The sequence below is a fragment of the Oerskovia sp. PE-21s genome (assembly GCF_056158145.1).
This window is the reverse complement of sequence record NZ_JBUXJM010000001.1, coordinates 267,311-284,357: the sequence shown is the minus strand read 5'-3', so window position 1 is coordinate 284,357 and position 17,047 is coordinate 267,311. Positions and strand designations below refer to the sequence as shown.

Annotated in this window: 15 protein-coding genes and 1 tRNA gene; 4 read left to right on the top strand and 12 right to left on the bottom strand. The window is 73.2% G+C overall.

Annotated elements, in window-relative coordinates; genetic code table 11:
• Window positions 1–12: 12 nt before the first annotated feature.
• From ACZDYF_RS01215 to ACZDYF_RS01205, 3 genes are all read right to left on the bottom strand, one after another.
• Window positions 13–1,209: an aminotransferase class I/II-fold pyridoxal phosphate-dependent enzyme gene (locus tag ACZDYF_RS01215; RefSeq protein ID WP_204809784.1), complete on the bottom strand. Its 1,197-nt coding sequence runs from the start codon at window positions 1,207–1,209 to the stop codon at window positions 13–15.
• A 64-nt stretch (window positions 1,210–1,273) separates the two neighbouring features.
• On the bottom strand, window positions 1,274–2,437 hold the full coding sequence (locus tag ACZDYF_RS01210; protein WP_475052083.1) for a DsbA family protein: 1,164 nt from the start codon (window positions 2,435–2,437) through the stop codon (window positions 1,274–1,276).
• A 198-nt stretch (window positions 2,438–2,635) separates the two neighbouring features.
• Window positions 2,636–3,163, bottom strand: coding sequence for a MarR family transcriptional regulator (locus tag ACZDYF_RS01205; RefSeq protein WP_191791042.1), 528 nt, complete (start codon window positions 3,161–3,163; stop codon window positions 2,636–2,638).
• Window positions 3,164–3,272: 109 nt separating this feature from the next.
• On the opposite strand from ACZDYF_RS01205, the gene ACZDYF_RS01200 reads away from it, so the two are divergent.
• Entirely contained in the window at window positions 3,273–3,878 is a 606-nt protein-coding gene (locus tag ACZDYF_RS01200) for an isochorismatase family protein (RefSeq protein ID WP_475052077.1), read from the top strand.
• Between the two features lie 57 nt (window positions 3,879–3,935).
• Here the strand turns inward: ACZDYF_RS01200 and rsmI are convergent, their stop codons facing one another.
• On the bottom strand, window positions 3,936–5,000 hold the full coding sequence (gene rsmI / locus ACZDYF_RS01195) for a 16S rRNA (cytidine(1402)-2'-O)-methyltransferase (RefSeq protein ID WP_475052074.1): 1,065 nt from the start codon (window positions 4,998–5,000) through the stop codon (window positions 3,936–3,938).
• 25 nt (window positions 5,001–5,025) lie between these two features.
• Here rsmI and ACZDYF_RS01190 point away from each other — a divergent pair, with 25 nt between their 5' ends.
• A complete protein-coding gene (locus ACZDYF_RS01190) occupies window positions 5,026–6,723 on the top strand; it encodes a dolichyl-phosphate-mannose--protein mannosyltransferase (protein WP_475052072.1) in 1,698 nt (565 codons plus the stop codon).
• Between the two features lie 120 nt (window positions 6,724–6,843).
• On the opposite strand, the gene ACZDYF_RS01185 is transcribed toward ACZDYF_RS01190, so the two are convergent.
• The 3 genes from ACZDYF_RS01185 to ACZDYF_RS01175 form a co-directional block, all read right to left on the bottom strand.
• Window positions 6,844–8,307: a family 20 glycosylhydrolase gene (locus tag ACZDYF_RS01185; protein WP_475052065.1), complete on the bottom strand. Its 1,464-nt coding sequence runs from the start codon at window positions 8,305–8,307 to the stop codon at window positions 6,844–6,846.
• Window positions 8,308–8,431: 124 nt separating this feature from the next.
• Window positions 8,432–10,093 (bottom strand): hypothetical protein, encoded by a 1,662-nt coding sequence (locus tag ACZDYF_RS01180; RefSeq protein ID WP_475052062.1) that lies wholly within the window; start codon window positions 10,091–10,093, stop codon window positions 8,432–8,434.
• 107 nt (window positions 10,094–10,200) lie between these two features.
• Entirely contained in the window at window positions 10,201–11,289 is a 1,089-nt protein-coding gene (locus ACZDYF_RS01175) for a fatty acid desaturase family protein (protein ID WP_475052060.1), read from the bottom strand.
• A 272-nt stretch (window positions 11,290–11,561) separates the two neighbouring features.
• Between ACZDYF_RS01175 and ACZDYF_RS01170 the strand changes: the two genes are divergently transcribed.
• Both ACZDYF_RS01170 and ACZDYF_RS01165 read left to right on the top strand, forming a co-directional pair.
• Window positions 11,562–12,110, top strand: a complete 549-nt coding sequence (locus tag ACZDYF_RS01170; protein WP_475052055.1) for a DUF4190 domain-containing protein — start codon at window positions 11,562–11,564, stop codon at window positions 12,108–12,110.
• Between the two features lie 121 nt (window positions 12,111–12,231).
• A complete protein-coding gene (locus ACZDYF_RS01165; RefSeq protein WP_191791048.1) occupies window positions 12,232–12,534 on the top strand; it encodes a hypothetical protein in 303 nt (100 codons plus the stop codon).
• Between the two features lie 67 nt (window positions 12,535–12,601).
• Here ACZDYF_RS01165 and ACZDYF_RS01160 read toward each other — a convergent pair whose 3' ends face one another.
• From ACZDYF_RS01160 to ACZDYF_RS01140, 5 genes are all read right to left on the bottom strand, one after another.
• Entirely contained in the window at window positions 12,602–13,462 is an 861-nt protein-coding gene (locus tag ACZDYF_RS01160) for a carbohydrate kinase family protein (RefSeq protein ID WP_475052049.1), read from the bottom strand.
• Between the two features lie 33 nt (window positions 13,463–13,495).
• A complete protein-coding gene (locus ACZDYF_RS01155; protein WP_475052045.1) occupies window positions 13,496–14,296 on the bottom strand; it encodes a carbon-nitrogen hydrolase family protein in 801 nt (266 codons plus the stop codon).
• Window positions 14,297–14,623: 327 nt separating this feature from the next.
• Window positions 14,624–14,699: transfer RNA gene (locus ACZDYF_RS01150), tRNA-Ala, on the bottom strand.
• Window positions 14,700–14,784: 85 nt separating this feature from the next.
• Complete coding sequence (locus tag ACZDYF_RS01145; RefSeq protein WP_475052039.1) at window positions 14,785–16,191, bottom strand: hypothetical protein; 1,407 nt, start codon at window positions 16,189–16,191, stop codon at window positions 14,785–14,787.
• A gap of 81 nt (window positions 16,192–16,272) precedes the next feature.
• Window positions 16,273–16,938: a GNAT family N-acetyltransferase gene (locus ACZDYF_RS01140; protein WP_475052035.1), complete on the bottom strand. Its 666-nt coding sequence runs from the start codon at window positions 16,936–16,938 to the stop codon at window positions 16,273–16,275.
• Window positions 16,939–17,047: the final 109 nt, after the last annotated feature.

The following is a 17,047-nucleotide window of genomic DNA, read 5'->3' as shown; positions in this document are numbered from 1 at the left end:
TCGGGCCGGGTGCTACTGCAACCGCGTCAGGCCCTTCTTGAGGTTCCGGATCGCCTGCGCCGTGCGCTGCTCGTTCTCGATGAGCGCGAACCGCACGAACCCGTCACCGCCCGGGCCGAACCCGACGCCGGGCGAGACCGCGACGTCGCACTCCTCGATCACGTGCGTCGCGAACTCGATCGACCCCATCTCGCGGTACGGCTCGGGGATGCGCGCCCACGCGAACATGGTGCCCTTCGGCCGGTGGATGTCCCACCCGATACGGTCCAGGCCGTCGCACAGCGTGTTGCGGCGCGACTCGTAGACCGCCGAGACCTCCGTGGGAAAGTCGAGGGCCTCGTTGAGCGTCACGGTGGCCGCGATCTGGATGGGCTGGAACGTGCCGTAGTCCAGGTACGACTTGAGCTTGGCGAGCGCGCCCACGACGTCCGGGCGGCCCACGAGGAACGCTACGCGCCAGCCCGCCATCGAGTACGACTTGGTCATCGAGTAGAGCTCGACCGCGACCTCCTTGGCCCCGTCGCACTCCATGATCGAGGGCGGACGCCAGCCGTCGAACGTCATGTCGGCGTACGCGAGGTCGTGCACCAGGACCACGTCGCGCTCGCGGGCCCAGTCGACCAGGCGCTGCAGGTCCTCCTTGGTCGCGATCGTCGTGGTCGGGTTGTGCGGGAAGGACAGCACGACGACCCGCGCCTTGGGCCACCCGTACTCCCACGACTCCATCACGCGGTCGATGTACCCGGCCGCGTCCGTGCCGTCACCGATGGCGACCTGCCGGGCGTCGGCCCCCGCGAAGTACGGGCCCCAGATGTGGATGGGGTAGCTGGGAGTGGGCACGATCGCGGCGTCGCCCGGCTGCAGCAGCACCCACATGAGGTGGCTGAACCCCTCCTTGGCGCCGATGGTCGAGATGATCTCGGTGTCGGGGTCGAGCGTCACGCCGAACCTGCGCTGGTACATGTCCGCCGCCGCCTGGCGCAGCTTGGGGATGCCGCGCGACGCCGAGTAGCGGTGGTTGCGCGTGTTGTGGACCGCCTCCGCGAGCTTGTCGACCGCGATCTGCGGGCTCGGCAGGTCGGGGTTGCCGAAGCCCAGGTCGATCACGTCGCGCCCGGCGCGGCGTGCCTCGAGCTTGAGCGAGTCGATGATCGTGAAGACGTAGGGGGGCAGGCCGGGGATCCGGCGGAACTCCATCTCGCGTGGCATGCATGGCAGGGTACGCCTGCCCCGCGCCGGGGCGTCGGCCGGTCCGCGGGGTCGGACGACGGGCTCAGACGGACTCGCCCTCGACCGCTTGCGTGAGCGCCTGCGGGTCGGTCCAGTCCCCTTCCCAGCGCTCGCCGTCGATCACGATGGTCGGCGTGCCGAAGCCTCGCGGGCCCGCGAGGGCCGGGTCGCCCGTCGCGGTGCCGGTCGCCGCAGCGACCCAGCTCGCGAACTGGGACGCGCTGCCGTCGGCGATCTCGGCGACGACGTCCGCGGGCACTCCCGCCGCACGGGCGACGTCCGCGATCTGCCCGTCGCTCAGTCCTGCCGTCCCCTCCTCCGGCTGTCCCGCGAGGAGACCGGCGTGGAAGTCCTGGAACGCGTCAGGGGCCCGGTCGGCGACCAAGGCGGCCGACGCGGCCGCGCGCGTCGAGTACCGCGAGCCCTGCGAGTAGCGGTCGAGGATCGCGACGGGATGGACGACCACGCGGGCGCTCCCTCCCTCCCGCAGGGCCGTGAGCCCCGGGCCGTTGATCTCCTCGAACTGGCCGCAGATGGGACACATGTAGTCGACGTAGACCTCGATCGTCACGGGAGCAGCCGGGTCGCCGGCCCCGGCGAGGAGGCCGTGGTCGGGCGTCGCGTTCGCGGGCGCGTCCGACGTGGACCCCTCCTCTGGCGCCGGCGAGGTGCCGGGCGAGGCGCTCCGGCCTGGCTCTGCCGGGGCCGCGGGCGCGGCGGACGGGGTTCCGCCGGTCGTGGCCAGGAACACGACGAGCGCCACGAGGAGCACCAGGACCAGGCCTGCGAGCACGGCGAGCAGGGTGACGCGGGCCCGCCGCCGGGCCGAGGGCTGCGGCCCGTGGGCTGCGGCGACGTGCGGCCCGACGGCGTAGGGCGCCCCGCCCGGGTACGTCGCGGCGGGGTGGGTCGCCCTCGGGTACGCCGCGGCGGGACGTGGTGCGGTCGGGTACGCCGTCGCGGCGGGGCGGGGTGCGTAGGGCGAGGCGAACCGGGGCGCGTCGGCCCCCTCCTGCGCACGGGCTGCGAGCGCGGCGTCGACGGCCGGGTCGCCCCAGGCCGCGAGCCAGGAGAGCAGGTCGGGGTAGGCGCCGGGGTGCGCGGCGACGCGCGGGCGCAGGTCGGGGTGCTCGGCCGCGACCTGGGCGAGCACGCTCGCCGGGGCTGCCGGGTCCTGGACGGCGCGAAGGGCCTCGTCGTGAAGCATGGTCGGTCCTCGGTGTCTCGTCGGGCGGCGGTGTCTCGTGAGCGGGCGCGGGCGGCGACCGTGGACGGCGGGCGTGAGCGGCGCCGTCGGGCAGGACCGTTCCCCTGACCGGTGCGGCTCGCGCCGTCAGGGTACGCGGTCCGGGTCCCCTCGGCGGCGTGATCCACAGGCGCGCGGCCGCGCCCGCCGTCCCTGCGCTCAGGTCCCCGGTGCCCACCCGAGGTTGCGGGCCATCTGCTCGAGGGTCGCGATCGTCTGGTCGTACTGCTCGCGCGTGATGCCCTCGGCGAGCCGCTCGCGCGAGATCGAGACGGCGTCGAGCAGGTCGTGGTAGGCGTGCTGGCCCGCGACCGTCACCTCCCAACCCGATCCTCCCTGAGCGACCCAGCCTCGGGTCCGCAGGTCGGAGATCTCGGCGGTGACCCCGGCCGCCTGGCCCGTGGCCACCCCGGTACCGCCGGGCGTCGCGAACGGCGACAGGACGCTGTCGACCGTCGTGGCGTCCGAAACGCCGTCGCGGATCATGTTGAGGACCTGCCAGTGGCGGCGGGTGAGGCCGGTGCGCAGGAAGACGTCGTCGAAGCTCTGGTCGATCAGCCGGTCGACGAGCTTGAGCCAGTACCCGACGGGCCGCTCCCCCGGCGCGGGTCCCGCGGACGGCGCCGGCGCAGGCTCGGTCGCCTGCTCGGTCGGGCTCGGGCGGTCGGTCGCGCCTGTGGTGCTCATCGTCGGGCTCCTTCGCTCGGACCGTCCGACGAGGTCCGCCGGCGGATCTCGACCCAGCCTACGAACCACGAGCGTTCCCCGCCCCACCAGGCGGTGGCAGAGTGGTGCCATGACCAGCACCGACACCCCGGCCACGGGCCGCGCCCTGATCGTCGTCGACGTCCAGCCCACGTTCTGCGAGGGTGGTGAGCTCGCGGTCGAGGGCGGCGACGCGGTCGCCGAGGCCATCGCGGTCTTCGCCGCCGAGCACCGCGCGGGCTACGACCTCGTGGTGACGACCCAGGACTGGCACGTCGACCCGGGCCACCACTTCGCGAGGGCCCCCGAGGTTCCTGACTTCGTCGACACGTGGCCGCCGCACGGCCTCGCGGGCACGCCGAACGCCGAGCTGCACCCGGCCCTCGCGGACCTCGCTCCCGATGCGAGCGTCAGGAAGGGCGAGTACCAGGCGGCGTACTCGGGCTTCGAGGGGGTCGACGGCGAGGGCCGCTCCCTCGCGCAGATCCTCCTGGAGGCGGGCGTCGCGTCGGCCGACGTCGTCGGGATCGCGGAGTCGCACTGCGTCCGGGCGACCGCGCTCGACGCGCACGCGCTGGGGCTCGCGACCCGGGTCCTGACGGACCTCACGGTGCCGGTGTCGGCCGAGCTCGGCGAGGCGGCCCGGGTCGAGCTCGCGGCGGCCGGCGTCGAGCTGGTGCGCTCGACCGAGGCGTGACGGTTGTCAGAACGAGCGTGGCCCCGGGGTCCCGCTCGTTCTGACACACGGCTCCCGTCAGGCCTTGCGCGCTGCGAGCGCCGCCGCGTACAGGTCGCGCTTGGGCACTCCCGCGGCGGTCGCGACCTCGGCGACGGCCTCCTTGAGACGCTCCCCTGCGGCGACCCGGGCGAGGACCTCGGTGACGAGCTCCTCGACGGACACGGCCTCGCGCGCCGGTGCCCCGGCCACGACGACGCAGATCTCTCCACGGAGCTGGCGGTCGGCGGCCTCGACCGCGAGCTCGCCGAGCGTGCCGCGCAGTACCTCCTCGTACGTCTTGGTCAGCTCGCGGCACACCGCCGCGGGCCGGTCTGCGCCGAAGCCCTCGGCCATCGCGGCGAGCGTGTCGTCGATCCGGTGCGGGGCCTCGAAGAAGACCATGGTCCGGGGCTCGCGCGCGAGCGCCTCGAACGTGCGCGCCCGCTCGCCGGGCTTGCGCGGCGGGAAGCCCTCGAAGCAGAAGCGGTCGGTCGGCAGCCCCGACAGCGCGAGCGCGGTGAGGACCGCGCTGGGGCCGGGGGCCGAGGTGATGGGCAGGTCGCGTTCGACGGCCCGCGTCACGACGCGGTAACCAGGGTCCGAGACGGAGGGCATGCCGGCGTCGGTCACGATCACGACCGTGCCACCGCCCTCGACGACGTCGAGCAGCTCGTCGGCCCGCTCGACCTCGTTGTGCTCGTGATAGCTCACGACGCGCCCGCCGATCGACACGCCCATGCGCGTGGCGAGGGCGTGCAGCCGGCGCGTGTCCTCGGCCGCGACGACCGCGGACTCCGCCAGGAGGCGTCGCAGCCGCGGGCTCGCGTCCTCGACGTTGCCGATGGGTGTCGCGGCCAGGACGAGATGCCCGTCGTCCTTGGCACCGCGCCCGACCGGCTCCTGCTCGTCCGGGGTCTCGTCGTCCCTCGCCGTGGAGGTCTCGTCCTCCGGCCCGACGCCGTCGCGCGCCTCGGGCGCGTCGCCTCCCACGTGCTCGCCCACCTCGGCGGGGTGCGCTGCGGCCCGGACCGGTGCGGCGCCGTCGGGCAGGGGGGCGGGCGACTCGGGGGTGGACGCGGGCGTGGGGCGGGCGTTGCTCATACCCCCTAGCGTTCCACGTCCTACGATGGCCGACGTGCCCCAGCCTTCCTCGGACCCGACGCCGGCCGTCCCCGCCCCCGCGACCGGCGACCCGTTCCCGGCACCCCGGGCCGAGGCGGTCGAGGCGACCGACGCACCGGACCCGGCCCTGCCCGCCCGCGACCGCCTGCTGCTCACGCTGCTCGGCGCGCGCCGCCTCGCGCTCGGTGCGACGTCGAAGGACCGGCTGTGGGGCTGGCTCGGCCCCGGGCTCGTCGCGCTGCTCGCCGGTGTGCTGCGCCTGTGGGACCTGGGGCGCCCCGGCACCCTCGTCTTCGACGAGACGTACTACGTCAAGCAGGCGTACACCCTGCTGCGGGTGGGGTTCGAGGCAAAGTGGCCGGACGAGCCCAACCCGGCGTTCGAGGCCGGGAACGTCGACACCTTCCTGAGCGTGCCCGACTACGTGGTCCACCCTCCCCTGGGCAAGTGGATGATCGCGGGCGGCATGCAGCTCTTCGGGGGCGCCGAGAACCCGTGGTCGTGGCGCATCTCGACCGCGCTGGTCGGCGTGCTCGCGGTGTTCCTCCTGGCCCGGATCGCGCGCCGCCTGTTCGCGTCGACCGCGATGGGCATCCTCGCGGGCGGGCTGCTCGCGATCGACGGCATGGCGATCGTGCACTCGCGCACGGGGCTCCTCGACAACTTCCTCATGTTCTGGGTGCTCGTCGCGTTCGGCTTCCTGCTGCTGGACCGCGAGCAGGCGAGGCGGCGGCTCGCCGACAAGGTGGGGGCGATCCTCGATGCGGGCCAGGAGATCGGTCGGTACGGGCCGTGGCTCGGGTGGCGGTGGTGGCGCTTCGCGGCGGCGGTCTCGCTCGGCCTCGCGTGCGGGGTCAAGTGGTCCGGGCTGTACTTCCTCGCGGTCTTCGCCCTGCTGTCGGTGCTGTGGGACGCGAGCGCGCGCCGCGCCGTCGGGATCAAGCGGTGGTGGGAGGACGCGCTCCTGCTCGACGCCGTCCCCGCCGCGCTGATCATGCTGCCCACCGCGGCGCTCACCTACCTGGCCACGTGGTTCTCCTGGTTCCGCTCGCCGAGCGCGTACCTGCGGGACTGGGCCGCGGAGCACCCGGGCGAGGGCGTGCAGTGGCTCCCCGAGTCGTTGCGGTCGCTGTGGGCGTACCACCAGAAGATGATGGACTTCCACACCGGGCTCAGCGCCGAGCACGCGTACGCCTCCAAGCCCATCGGCTGGCTGGTCCAGTGGCGCCCGACGTCGTTCTACTACCGCGACGGGTCCGACGGCGTGACGGGCTGCGGCTACGACGAGTGCGCGCGCGTCGTCACGTCGCTCGGGAACCCGGTCCTGTGGTGGTCGGCGGCCCTCGCGGTCGTCGCGACCGTGGTGCTCCTGGTGTGGCGCAAGGACTGGCGGGCCACGGCCGTCCTCAGCGGCCTCGTCGCGGGCTGGCTCCCCTGGTTCGCGTACCCGGACCGCACGATCTTCACGTTCTACGCGATCGTGTTCACGCCGTGGGTGGTCCTCGCGCTCGTCTACGTCGTGACGGTCCTGCTCGAACGCACCGAGCGGCTCCCCTCGGCCAGGGGCTGGGTGATCTGGGGGGTGACCGCGCTCATGACCGTGATCGTGGTGATGAGCATCTTCTTCTACCCGATCTGGACGGCCATGAACGTCCCCGAGTGGTTCTGGCGCCTGCACATGTGGCTGCCGAGCTGGATCTAGCCGGCCCCGGGGCCGGACGCGGACCCGGGGCCGAAGCCGAGGCCGAGGCCGAGGCCGGGGCCGGGGCCGGGGCCGGGGCCGGGCATGCGGTCGACCGCATGCTCGGCCCCGAGCGGTCCGCTAGGACCAGTCGACCTGCGGGGTCTCGTGGAACGGGAGCCCCTCACGGCGCCACGTCGCAGCCTCGCTCACGACACGGCGACGGTAGTCCTCCCAGTCCTTGCGCTCGGGAGCGGTCCAGGCGACCTCGGCGGCGGCGGACAGCCTGGGCAGCAGCATGTGGAACAGCTCCTCCTGCGTCGACAGCGTCTCGGTCCAGATCGCGGCCTCGACCCCCTCGACCTGGTCGGCGGGCAGCCCCGGGATGATCTCGGCGGGGTCCCAGTCGTACGCGGTGCGCAGCTCGATCAGCCCGGCCCAGTCCTGCCCCAAGGGGTACTCGGCGGTGTACTTCATGTCGAGGTACGCGTGGTTGCCGGGGGACATGATGAAGCGCGAGCCACGCGCGGCAGCGGCCAGGAAGGGTGCGACGTCGGTGCGGGTGTCCCAGTACTGGACCAGGGTCTCGGGCCGGGTGTCGGCCTGCGCGGCCTCCTGCCAGGCGACGACCTTCTTGCCCGTGCCGAGCACGATCTCCTCGAGCAGGCCGATGAACTTCGCGTACTCCTCCGCCCCGAGGGTCAGGGCCTCGTCGCCACCGACGTGGAGGTAGTCGCCGTCCGTGATCGCGGCGATGTCTCCGAGGACGTCGCGCAGGAAGGGCTCGGTCGCGGGCAGGCCGTAGGTGAGCTGCGAGAACCCGACCTCGATGCCCTCGTACCTGGCGGTGCGCTGCCCGTCGGCGCGCAGCTCGCCGTAGACCGCCGTCGCGGCGTTGGTGTGCCCGGGCAGGTCGATCTCGGGGACGACGGTCACGAAGCGGTCCGCGGCGTAGTCCTGCAGGCGGCGGAAGTCCGCGAGGCTCAGGTGGCCCCCGGCCTTGCCGCTCGTCGAGGTGTCGGACGAGAGCTTCGCGAGCTCGGGGCGCGACGGCGTCTCGATGCGCCACCCCTGGTCGTCCGTGAGGTGCAGGTGCAGGACGTTGAGCTTGTACGACGCGAGGACGTCGATCACGAGCTCGAGCTGCTCGAGCGGGAAGAAGTTGCGGGCGATGTCGAGCGAGAGGCCGCGCCAGGCGTAGCGGGGGGCGTCCCGCACGACGACGGCGCCCACCTCGGCGCCGTGCTCCCCCTCGGTCACGAGCTGGCGGAGGGTCTGCACGGCGTCGAACAGACCGACCGGCAGGGCAGCCGTCAGCACGGCCCTCGACCCGCTCACCTCGATCGTGTGGCGCTCCGGGCTGACCGAGCCCACTGGGCCCGCGTCCTCGGCGAGACGCAGCTCGACGGCGGGGGCGCCGTCGAGCAGGGCGTCCGCCACGGTGACCGGTGTGCCTGCCGCACGCGTCAGGAGCTCGGCCGCGTACGCGGCGACGTGCTGCTCGGCCGCGGAGGGACCGGCGACGACGACGGCCCCTTCGAGCCGGAGCGCGTCGTCTCCCGCCCGGGAGTCGACCTGCAGGGGCTGGGGAATGATGGCGACCATCGGGGACCTCGTCGTCGTGGTTGTCTCGAAGCGACCGAATCGAATCGATTCGTCTGTGCTGGCCGACATACCGTAACCGGCCCGGCTGAGCGAGACAAGAACGTGACGGCGCGGCGAGCCCGACCTACTCGACGACGACGACGAGAGGATCCGGCGTGACGGGCTCCGTGGTCGCGGCCCGCTCGGGCGTCACCTCGCCCACGAGGTCGGTCCGACCCCAGCGCAACGCTCCCGGCGCCCCGGCCGTGAGCGTCTCCCAGGCCTTGGTCCGAGCGGCGTAGGACCCCGCGACGTCGGAGTGCACCACGACGACGACCGAGTCGCTCGTCGTGACGAGAGCCCCCATGTTCGTCACCGACCTCGGCGTCGAGGCGTGCACGACCAGCAGCTTCTGCGGCAGCGCCTTGGCCTTCACGAGGCTCTCCAGCGAGGAGACGACCTCGTTGATCTCCTCGGCGGGAACCTCGCCGTCCTTCTTCACCGTCCCGCCCGCGCGTCGTGCGTCGAGGTCGAGCGAGACGCCCACGCCGGGCAGCGCGAGCAGGTCGGCGTACCGCTCGACCTGGTCGGCGAACGTCGCCCGGCCGGGCTGGATCTCGAGGAGCACCTGCTGCCCCGCGTCCAGCGCGGCCTGCACCGCAGGACGGACCGCCTCGACAGCGAGCTCGGTCGAGTAGTTGCCGTCCTTGCCCGCGGCCCCGGACGACTCCGTCACGACGAGCTCGACCGTCGGGACCGTCACCGTCTGGTCGCCCTCCGCGGTCGCGACCGCGACGTACGGCTCGGCGCGGGCCGCCGCCTTCTCGACCATCTCCGCGGTCCTGGCAGGCGTCGACGGGACCGTGGTCGAGGGCAGCACCACGTAGCGCTTGCCCGCGGACACGAGCTGCCCGCCCCCGGCGAGCTCCACGCCCGTCTCCGCGGCGCGCACGCGCGCCGTGAGGTCCTCGACGGTGCCGAACGACTCACCGATCCCGACGACGGCCAGCGCCTTGGCCTTGGCCATGGCCTGGACCGATGCGCTCGTCGCCCGCGGGTCCCCGCCGGCGACCGCGAACGGAACCACCCCGGCGGCCCGCGCGGTCGCGAGGGCCGCCGTCTGACCCGGCGCCTCGTCGACGAGCGCGAGGACCTCCGTCAGGAGGCGGGGTGACGCGGTGTCGGGGAGCTGGGCGCGCACCTCTGCGAGGTCGTTCTCGTCGATCTCGGTCCCACCGTCCACGGTCTCGACGAGAGCACCTGCGTCCAGCGCGACCGCGTCGAGGGAAGGGGCGATGGCCTCGACCGAGCCCTTCGCCTCCTGCTCGAGATCCTCGCTCGACGCCGCGGGCACGGCGGCCGCTCCCGCCGTCACGACCCCGGCCGTATCCACGTTCGGCGCTCGGTCCGGCGTCAGGACGACCGCGGTGACGGCACCGAGGCGCTCGATCTCCTTGGCGAGCCCGCTGTCGGCGATCGCCCCGCCCATGAGCAGGACCGGAGCGTGCAGCTCGAGCGCAGCGGCTGCGGCGGCGTCCTGCGCGGTCTCGTCGTCCGCGTCGGCCAGGACCACGACGGGGGCCCGCGAGAAGAACGACTGGCTCGCCGTGAGCGCCAGCTCGGCGGGGTCGGTCGAGGTCAGGACGAGCACGGGCGCGATCTGGTCGACCGTCGCGGCACGCAGGTCCTCGGTCTGGGCCTCGGGCCGCTCACCCGTCACGTCGCCGTCGCCGCAGGCGGCCAGCAGGGACGTGGTCAGGGCGAGGGTCGAGGCGACCAGGACAAATCGGGCCTTCCGTGAATTCACGTCTCTATCATCCCCTACTGCGTGTGCCGCGCCGAGTCGCGGCGCGTCGCCGTGGGGCTCCGTCGCCCGATGTCGCGCGAGCCAGCCGGAGTCGACAGCCCGCAGGCTCAGCGTACCGAACGGTACTGAGCCGTGAGGGGGCACTGGAACGGGTCGCGCGCCGCGAGGCCCACCCGGTTCAGGTACCGGACGACGATCCGGTACGAGTCCACGAGGGTCGTCTCGGTGTAGAGGATGCCCCGCTCGGCGCAGAACTCCTTGACGATCGGACGGACCTTGCGCAGCGAGGGACGCGGCATGCTCGGGAAGAGGTGGTGCTCGATCTGGAAGTTCAGGCCGCCCATCGCGACGTCGACCCAGCGCCCGCCCGTGATGTTGCGGGACATGAGCACCTGACGACGCAGGAAGTCGATCTTGACGTCGGGTGCGACGGTCGGCATGCCCTTGTGGTTGGGCGCGAAGGACGCCCCCATGAGCACCCCGAACAGGCCGAGCTGGACGCCGAGGAACGCGAAGGCCATCCCCACCGGCAGGACCAGGAACACCGCTGCGAGGTACCCGCCGAGGCGGGCTACGACGAAGACGATCTCCACGGTGCGGCGCTTGACGGGCCCGCGGCCGAAGATGGTCTTGATCCCCGCGACGTGCAGGTTGAGGCCTTCGAGCAGCAGCAGGGGGAAGAACAGGTACCCCTGGCGTGCCGCGAACCAGGCGCGCAGCCCGCTCTTGGTCTCGGTGAGCGTCTCGGTCTCCCACACGAGCACGCCGTTGATCATGTCCGGGTCGCCGCCACGCGTGTTGGGCTTGGCGTGGTGACGCGAGTGCTTGTGCTGCCACCAGCCGTAGGACAGCCCGCCCAGCAGGTTGGCGACGACCAGGCTCGCCCAGTCGTTCCAGCCGCCGGACCGGAAGATCTGGCGGTGCGCAGCGTCGTGGCCGAGGAAGGCGGTCTGCGTGAGGAGCACCGAGAGCAGCGCGGCGATGCCCATCTGCCACCAGGACTCGCCGATGAGCACGAAGGCGACCCCGGTCGCGGCGAGCAGCGTGAGCAGGACGGCGAACTTGGTCCAGTAGTAGCCGTAGCGGCGGCGCATGAGGCCGAGCTCCTGGACAGTGCGGGTGAGGGCGGTGAACTCGCTGACCTGGCGTTCACGCGGAGACTGCGTACGGCCAGGAGCGGTGGCGTCGAGCGTCAAGGGATGGCCTCTCGTGGTCGCAGACGCGGCGCCCGGAGGCAGCACATCCGACGGGTGGTTTCGTCGCGAACGTGACCGACAGTACCCGCACAACCTACGCAAGCGTAGGTTTTGTCCGCCACGAGATCGTCGACGCCACGAGACCTTCACATCCGGTCGGCTCGTCACCGGCCCGACGACGTCACGCCCGACACGGCGTGAGCACCCGTTGTCCAGGGTCACCGGGCACGCCATACTGGGCCGCGAACCCTGCCCGCACCACGAGGAGCGACATGTCCAACCCCGAGCAGAACCCGTCCGGCACGCCCGACCCCTACGGCGCCCCCCAGGACCCGGCTGCCGGCCAGGCACCCCAGGCGCCCCAGTACGGCGCACCGGCTTCCGGCGCGCCGCAGGCACCCCAGTACGGCGCGCCGCAGGCACCCCAGTACGGCGCGCCGCAGGCACCGCAGTACGGCGCGCCGCAGGCGGCCCAGTACGGTGCACCGCAGGCACCCGCCCCCCAGGGGTACGGCGCGACCGCCCCCGCGACCGACCCCGGCAAGACGCTGGGCATCGTGGGCCTCGTGCTGTCCATCCTCACCTGCACGTCGCTGATCGGTGTGGTCCTGAGCATCGTCGCGCTGGTCAAGTCGAAGAAGGCCGGCTACAAGAACGGCTTCGCCCTCGCCGGGATCATCGTCGGCGCGGTCCTGCTCATCGCCTCGATCGTCGTCGGGATCTTCTTCCTCGTGGCGGGCAACGCCCTCCTCGAGGCCTGCGAGGGCGTCCCCTCGGGCGAGACCATCGTGTGGCAGGGCGAGACCGTCCCCTGCCCGTGACACCTGTCACCGCACCGCGCCCCGTGGGCCTCGACCGATCTCCGGTCGGGGCCCACGGCCGCTCGTGCGCCGAACACCCGCCGCACCCGCACGCCCGCACCGCAGACACCGAGGAAGCACCGTGACCCACCCCGAGCCCGTCGTCCACAACCCCGGCAAGGTCCTCGGCATCGTCGGGCTCGTGCTCTCGATCCCTCTGTCGCTGGTCGGGCTCGTCCTCGGGATCGTCGGGCTCGTGAAGTCACGCCGAGCCAGGCTCAACAACTGGTGGGCCGTGGCCGCGATCACGATCTCGTTCCTCGTGATCGTGGCGATCGTGATCTGGGCCGCGACCCTCGTGTGGCTCATGGGCGAGTGCGCAGAGCTCGGCCCGGGGATCCACGACGTGAACGGCCGCCCGATCGAGTGCGTCGCCGGTTCCTGATCTCCCCATCGCGGGCAGCGGCCCGCGATGAGACTGGCGCCCGGCGCCCCGCCCGCGGCGCCGTCGGTCAGCCGAGCGGCGCCAGGTCCGGGCTCTGCACGCACAGCGCACCGCGCCGCGCACCCTCTCCCAGCGCCTCGGCGACCCCCGAGCCTCGCAGGTGGGCGTCGAGGTACCCCGCGAAGAACGCGTCGCCCGCACCGTTGGTGTCCACGACGCGCTCGACGGCGACGGCCGGCACCTCGACCCAGTCGCCGTCTGCGGTGAGGGCGCTCGCCCCCCGTGCACCGTGCGTGCACACCACGAGCCGCGCACCGGCCGCCACCCGGGCCTCCATGAAGGCCCGGTACCCCGGGAGCCGGTCCGAGCTGAGGAACAGGAACGACGCCGCCTCGACGAACTCGCGGTGGAACTCGGCCTCGCCGTCGTAGTCGTGCACGTCGCACCACACGTCCTTGCCCAGACGGCGCGCCTCGCGCAGCAGCGGCAAGGCGGGCAGCGCGAGGTCGACCACGACGGCCGGGGCCGCGATCAGCGCTGCGACGGCGGCGTCCCACGTCGACCCCGGGGCCACCTCGCCGGGCGCCTGGAGGTAGATGGACAACCGCTCCCCCGCCCCGCCCATGAGGTTGAGGTGGCGCTCCGTCCGGCCGTCCGGCGACGGCTCCACGAGGAGCGTGACCCCCGCCCGCCGCAGGACGTCCTCGACGCGGGGAGCGGCGTCGTCGGACCCCAGGACCGTGCGCAGCACGACCTCGCGGCCCACGGCGCGCAGGTTGAGGGCCTTGCCCGCCGACGTGCCACCGACCGTGGCCCGGTGTCGCTCGGCGAACAGCGTCTGCGAACGCGGCTCGGGCAGGGCGTCGAGGTAGACGAGCTCGTTCCACGAGGCGGGGCCGGCGACGAAGACGGGCGCGGAGGTGTCCATGGACGCCGACGCTACCCGCGCACCCCGCGTGGGTCAGCCCGGTGGGACCGTCTCGCGGGCCCGCTCGCCGAGCGCCGGGCACCTGTCCGCCCACATGCGCTGCGCGTCGCGGGCCGCCGCGAGCACCGCCGGATCGACGTCGGCGATCGCCAGCCCCTCGCGGGACTCGACGTGCGCGACACGACGCCCGACCGGGTCGAAGACCGCCGACCCGCCGATGAAGTCGCTCGGGGCCCCGACGAGACCGGCGAAGACGACGTACATCCCGTTGTCGAGCGCCCTGGCTGCGTAGTGAAGGTCCCGCCGGTGGGCCCCTCCGGGGAAGTACGCGCCGCTGTTGACGTAGACGCTCGCCCCGTCGGCTGCAGCCACGGCGGCGTGCTCGGGAAAGTTCGCGTCGTAGCAGACGGAGAGGGCGACCTCGATCCCGTCGACGGTCAGGCTCGCGCCGCCGGGCCCCGCGGAGAAGGTATCGCGCTCGCTCGCGTGCAGGTGCTGCTTGTCGTACGCGACCCATGGAGCGCGCCCCGGGGCGAGCACCAGGTTCGTCAGCGCGCGACGGTCCCCGTGGTCGAGCGCCGTGTTCAGCACGACGACGGCCCCCGTGGCGTCGACCGTACGCTGCAGCGGCGACGCCCAGGACAGGTCGCCGGCGCGAGGCAGCGGTCGCGCGAAGACGGCGTCGTCGTAGCCCGTCACGAACGCCTCGGGGAAGACGACGAGGCGCGCACCCGCCGCGGCCGCCTCGGCCGTGAGACGTGCGGCCTTCTCGACGTTGGCGACCGTGTCGCCCGGGATCGCCTCCGCCTGTACGGCGGCCACTCTCAGCTTCACGGGATCACGGTAGCGGTTCCGAGGAGCTGGTTCGGGCGACGGACTCAGCGTGTGGACGGCCCCGGTGACCGGCAGCGCGCCGGGAGGTACGACCAGCGAGACCCACCCCGCGGCCGAGTGGCTCACCGTCATGCCTACCGCATCACCGACCTCGTGCCCTCGGCCGCCGGCGGCTTCGCCCAGGCCGTGCACGACGGCCTCACGACACGCCTGAACGCCTGAACGCCTGACCCGGGCATGACGAACGATCCCCCCACTTGGCCCCCAGCCTGTACAGGGTGACGGAACGACGAAGGCCCGGAACCTGACGGTTCCGGGCCTTGTGCCTGGTGGAGCTAGGGGGATTCGAACCCCCGACCTTCTCATTGCGAACGAGACGCGCTACCAACTGCGCCATAGCCCCAGAGCGAGGTCAACATTAGCACCTGATTCGAGTGCTTCGACAATCCGTCGCCCTCGCGGCCCCGCCAGGCCCCCGCGCGGGGGACCTACCCGCCCGAGACGCGCCTGCGGGCCAGGATCTCGTTGAGGTCCAGGCCCAGCGTCTCGGTCTTGGGCTTCTTGTCGTCGCCCGCCGCAGGGACGGCAGGACGGGTCGACACCGGCACGGCCGGCACCACCGGCGAGCCGGTCACCCCCACGCCCGGCCCCTCGGGGGCGGGACGAGGCGTGGCAGCCGGTGCGACGGGGACGGCCACCTGGACCGGTGCGACGCCGGTCTCGGAGGCCGTGGGCTTCATGGTGTACGTCGGGCGTGGGACCGGCACGGGCTCCCAGGCGTCGCCGGCCTCGCCGTCGGTCGACGGTGCCGTCCGCTCGGGGCGGGGCGCCTCGTCGCGCGCCTCGGCAGGCGCGACCTCGGCGACCTCCGCCTCGACCACGACGACGACCGGCTTCTCGCGCTGCCGGTCATCGAACAGCTCGCCGCCGCTGGCCCCGGTCCGGGGTCGGGGTAGGTCGGGCTCCGGTTCGACGCGGGCGGTCGATCCGGTCGCCGGACGCCGGTCCCGGCTGCGCGCGGCACCACGTTCGAGGTCGGCGGGCGTGACGCGCGGGATCATCTGGGTGCTCGTCTGCGAGGGCCGCACGGCGTGCCCCGTGACGCGCGAGGGGTGGACGTTGCGCGGAGCGACCGGGCTGCCCTGCACGGGCCCTCGCGAGGCGCGTGCGGCCTCCCTGGCGGCGGTTCGACGCTCCGCGAGCCACGCGGCGTCGGCCCGGCGCGCGGTGAGCACCGCCTGGCGCCCCAGGACGAGGACCAGGAGCAGCGCCGCCGTCGGGCCTGCGGCCGCGTACCAGGACACCAGGCCGAAGCCGACGGCGACCCACGCGCCCGCGGTCGCGAGCAGCAGCAGGAGCGTCAGCACCAGGCGGCGCCGCGCCGCCTTGGCGCGGCGCTCGAGCAGGGCGATGCGCGACGACGAGGGCGCCTTGCGGGGCACGGACGTGTCGGCGGTGCCCCCCTCGGCGCGCCGCCCGGGCGCGATGGACGGGCGAGGGTCTCCCGTGCGGACGTCGTTCTCCATGGTCTGCGGCCCCTCCTTCGACGACGACCGGTGGCCGGTGCCACCGGTCGTGACCTGCTGGACTTCTCTCGGTGCGTCCGTGCCTGCGTCCGAGACCCGCAGCAGGAGCCCGACGTCGGGCTCGGTCGCGAGGGCCGGCCCCAGGAGCAGCGATCGCCCCTCGGCAGCCCCCAGGTGGCCCGGGGACGCACGGCGCTCACGCTTGCCCGACGCGACCCCCAGGACCCGCAGCGAGCCGGAGAACCGGTCCTCGACCCGCGAGTCCAGGAACTGCTGACGCTGCTTGACGCGGTGCGGCACGTAGTAGGCGAACCAGATCACGAACAGGGCAAGGACCGCCACGCCTGCCGAGCCCGTCGTCGATTCCACATGCCGACCGTAGGCGAGCCGCCAGGTGGGCTCCCGGACGCCGCACGGCGTGTCGGTCCTTTTCCCTGACCGGACCATGCACTATGGGGCGTCGCGGCGCCGCTCCTGCCAGCGGGTCAGCAGGCCGTCGGGGACCTCCTCGGTCGTGATCGCGAAGGTCCGGTGGTCGCACCACTGGCCCTGGATGTGGAGGTAGCGCTCGCGCACGCCCTCGTCCCGCAGGCCCAGCTTCTCCACGACGCGCAGGCTCGGACCGTTCTCCGGGCGGATGTTGATCTCGATGCGGTGCAGGCCCAGGACCTGGAAGCAGTAGTCGACCGACATCGCGACCGCGGTGGGGATCACACCGCGTCCTGCGACGTGCTCCCCCACCCAGTACCCGACGCTCGCCGAGCACAACGACCCGTACGTGATGCTCGACACCGTGAGCTGCCCGACGAGCTCGCCGTCCAGCTCGACCGCGAACGGCAACGTCGTGCCCGCGCGCGCCTGGGCGGACAGGATGCGCACGTACTCCCCGAAGGTCGGCGGTCCGCCGCCCGCGCCGGGCCGGGGCGACGTCGCCTCCCAGCGTTCGAGCCACGACGCGTTGCGGGCACGCAAGGTCATCCACGCGTGCCCGTCCTTGCGGCGCAACGGTCTCAGCACCACGCTGCCGTCGGTGGCGTCCTCGCGGAGCGTCACCGGCCACGGCTTCGACACGCTCCACGTCCGCGCGAGCTTGCTCGTCATAGTTCCCGTGCCCATCGATCGTCCGTTCTCGGCTGCAGAGCCCGAGACGTCGTGCCTTCGAGCACCAGGATCACCGACGTGACGCCTGGTGGACAGGGTGTATCACGACCTGACACACCGACAC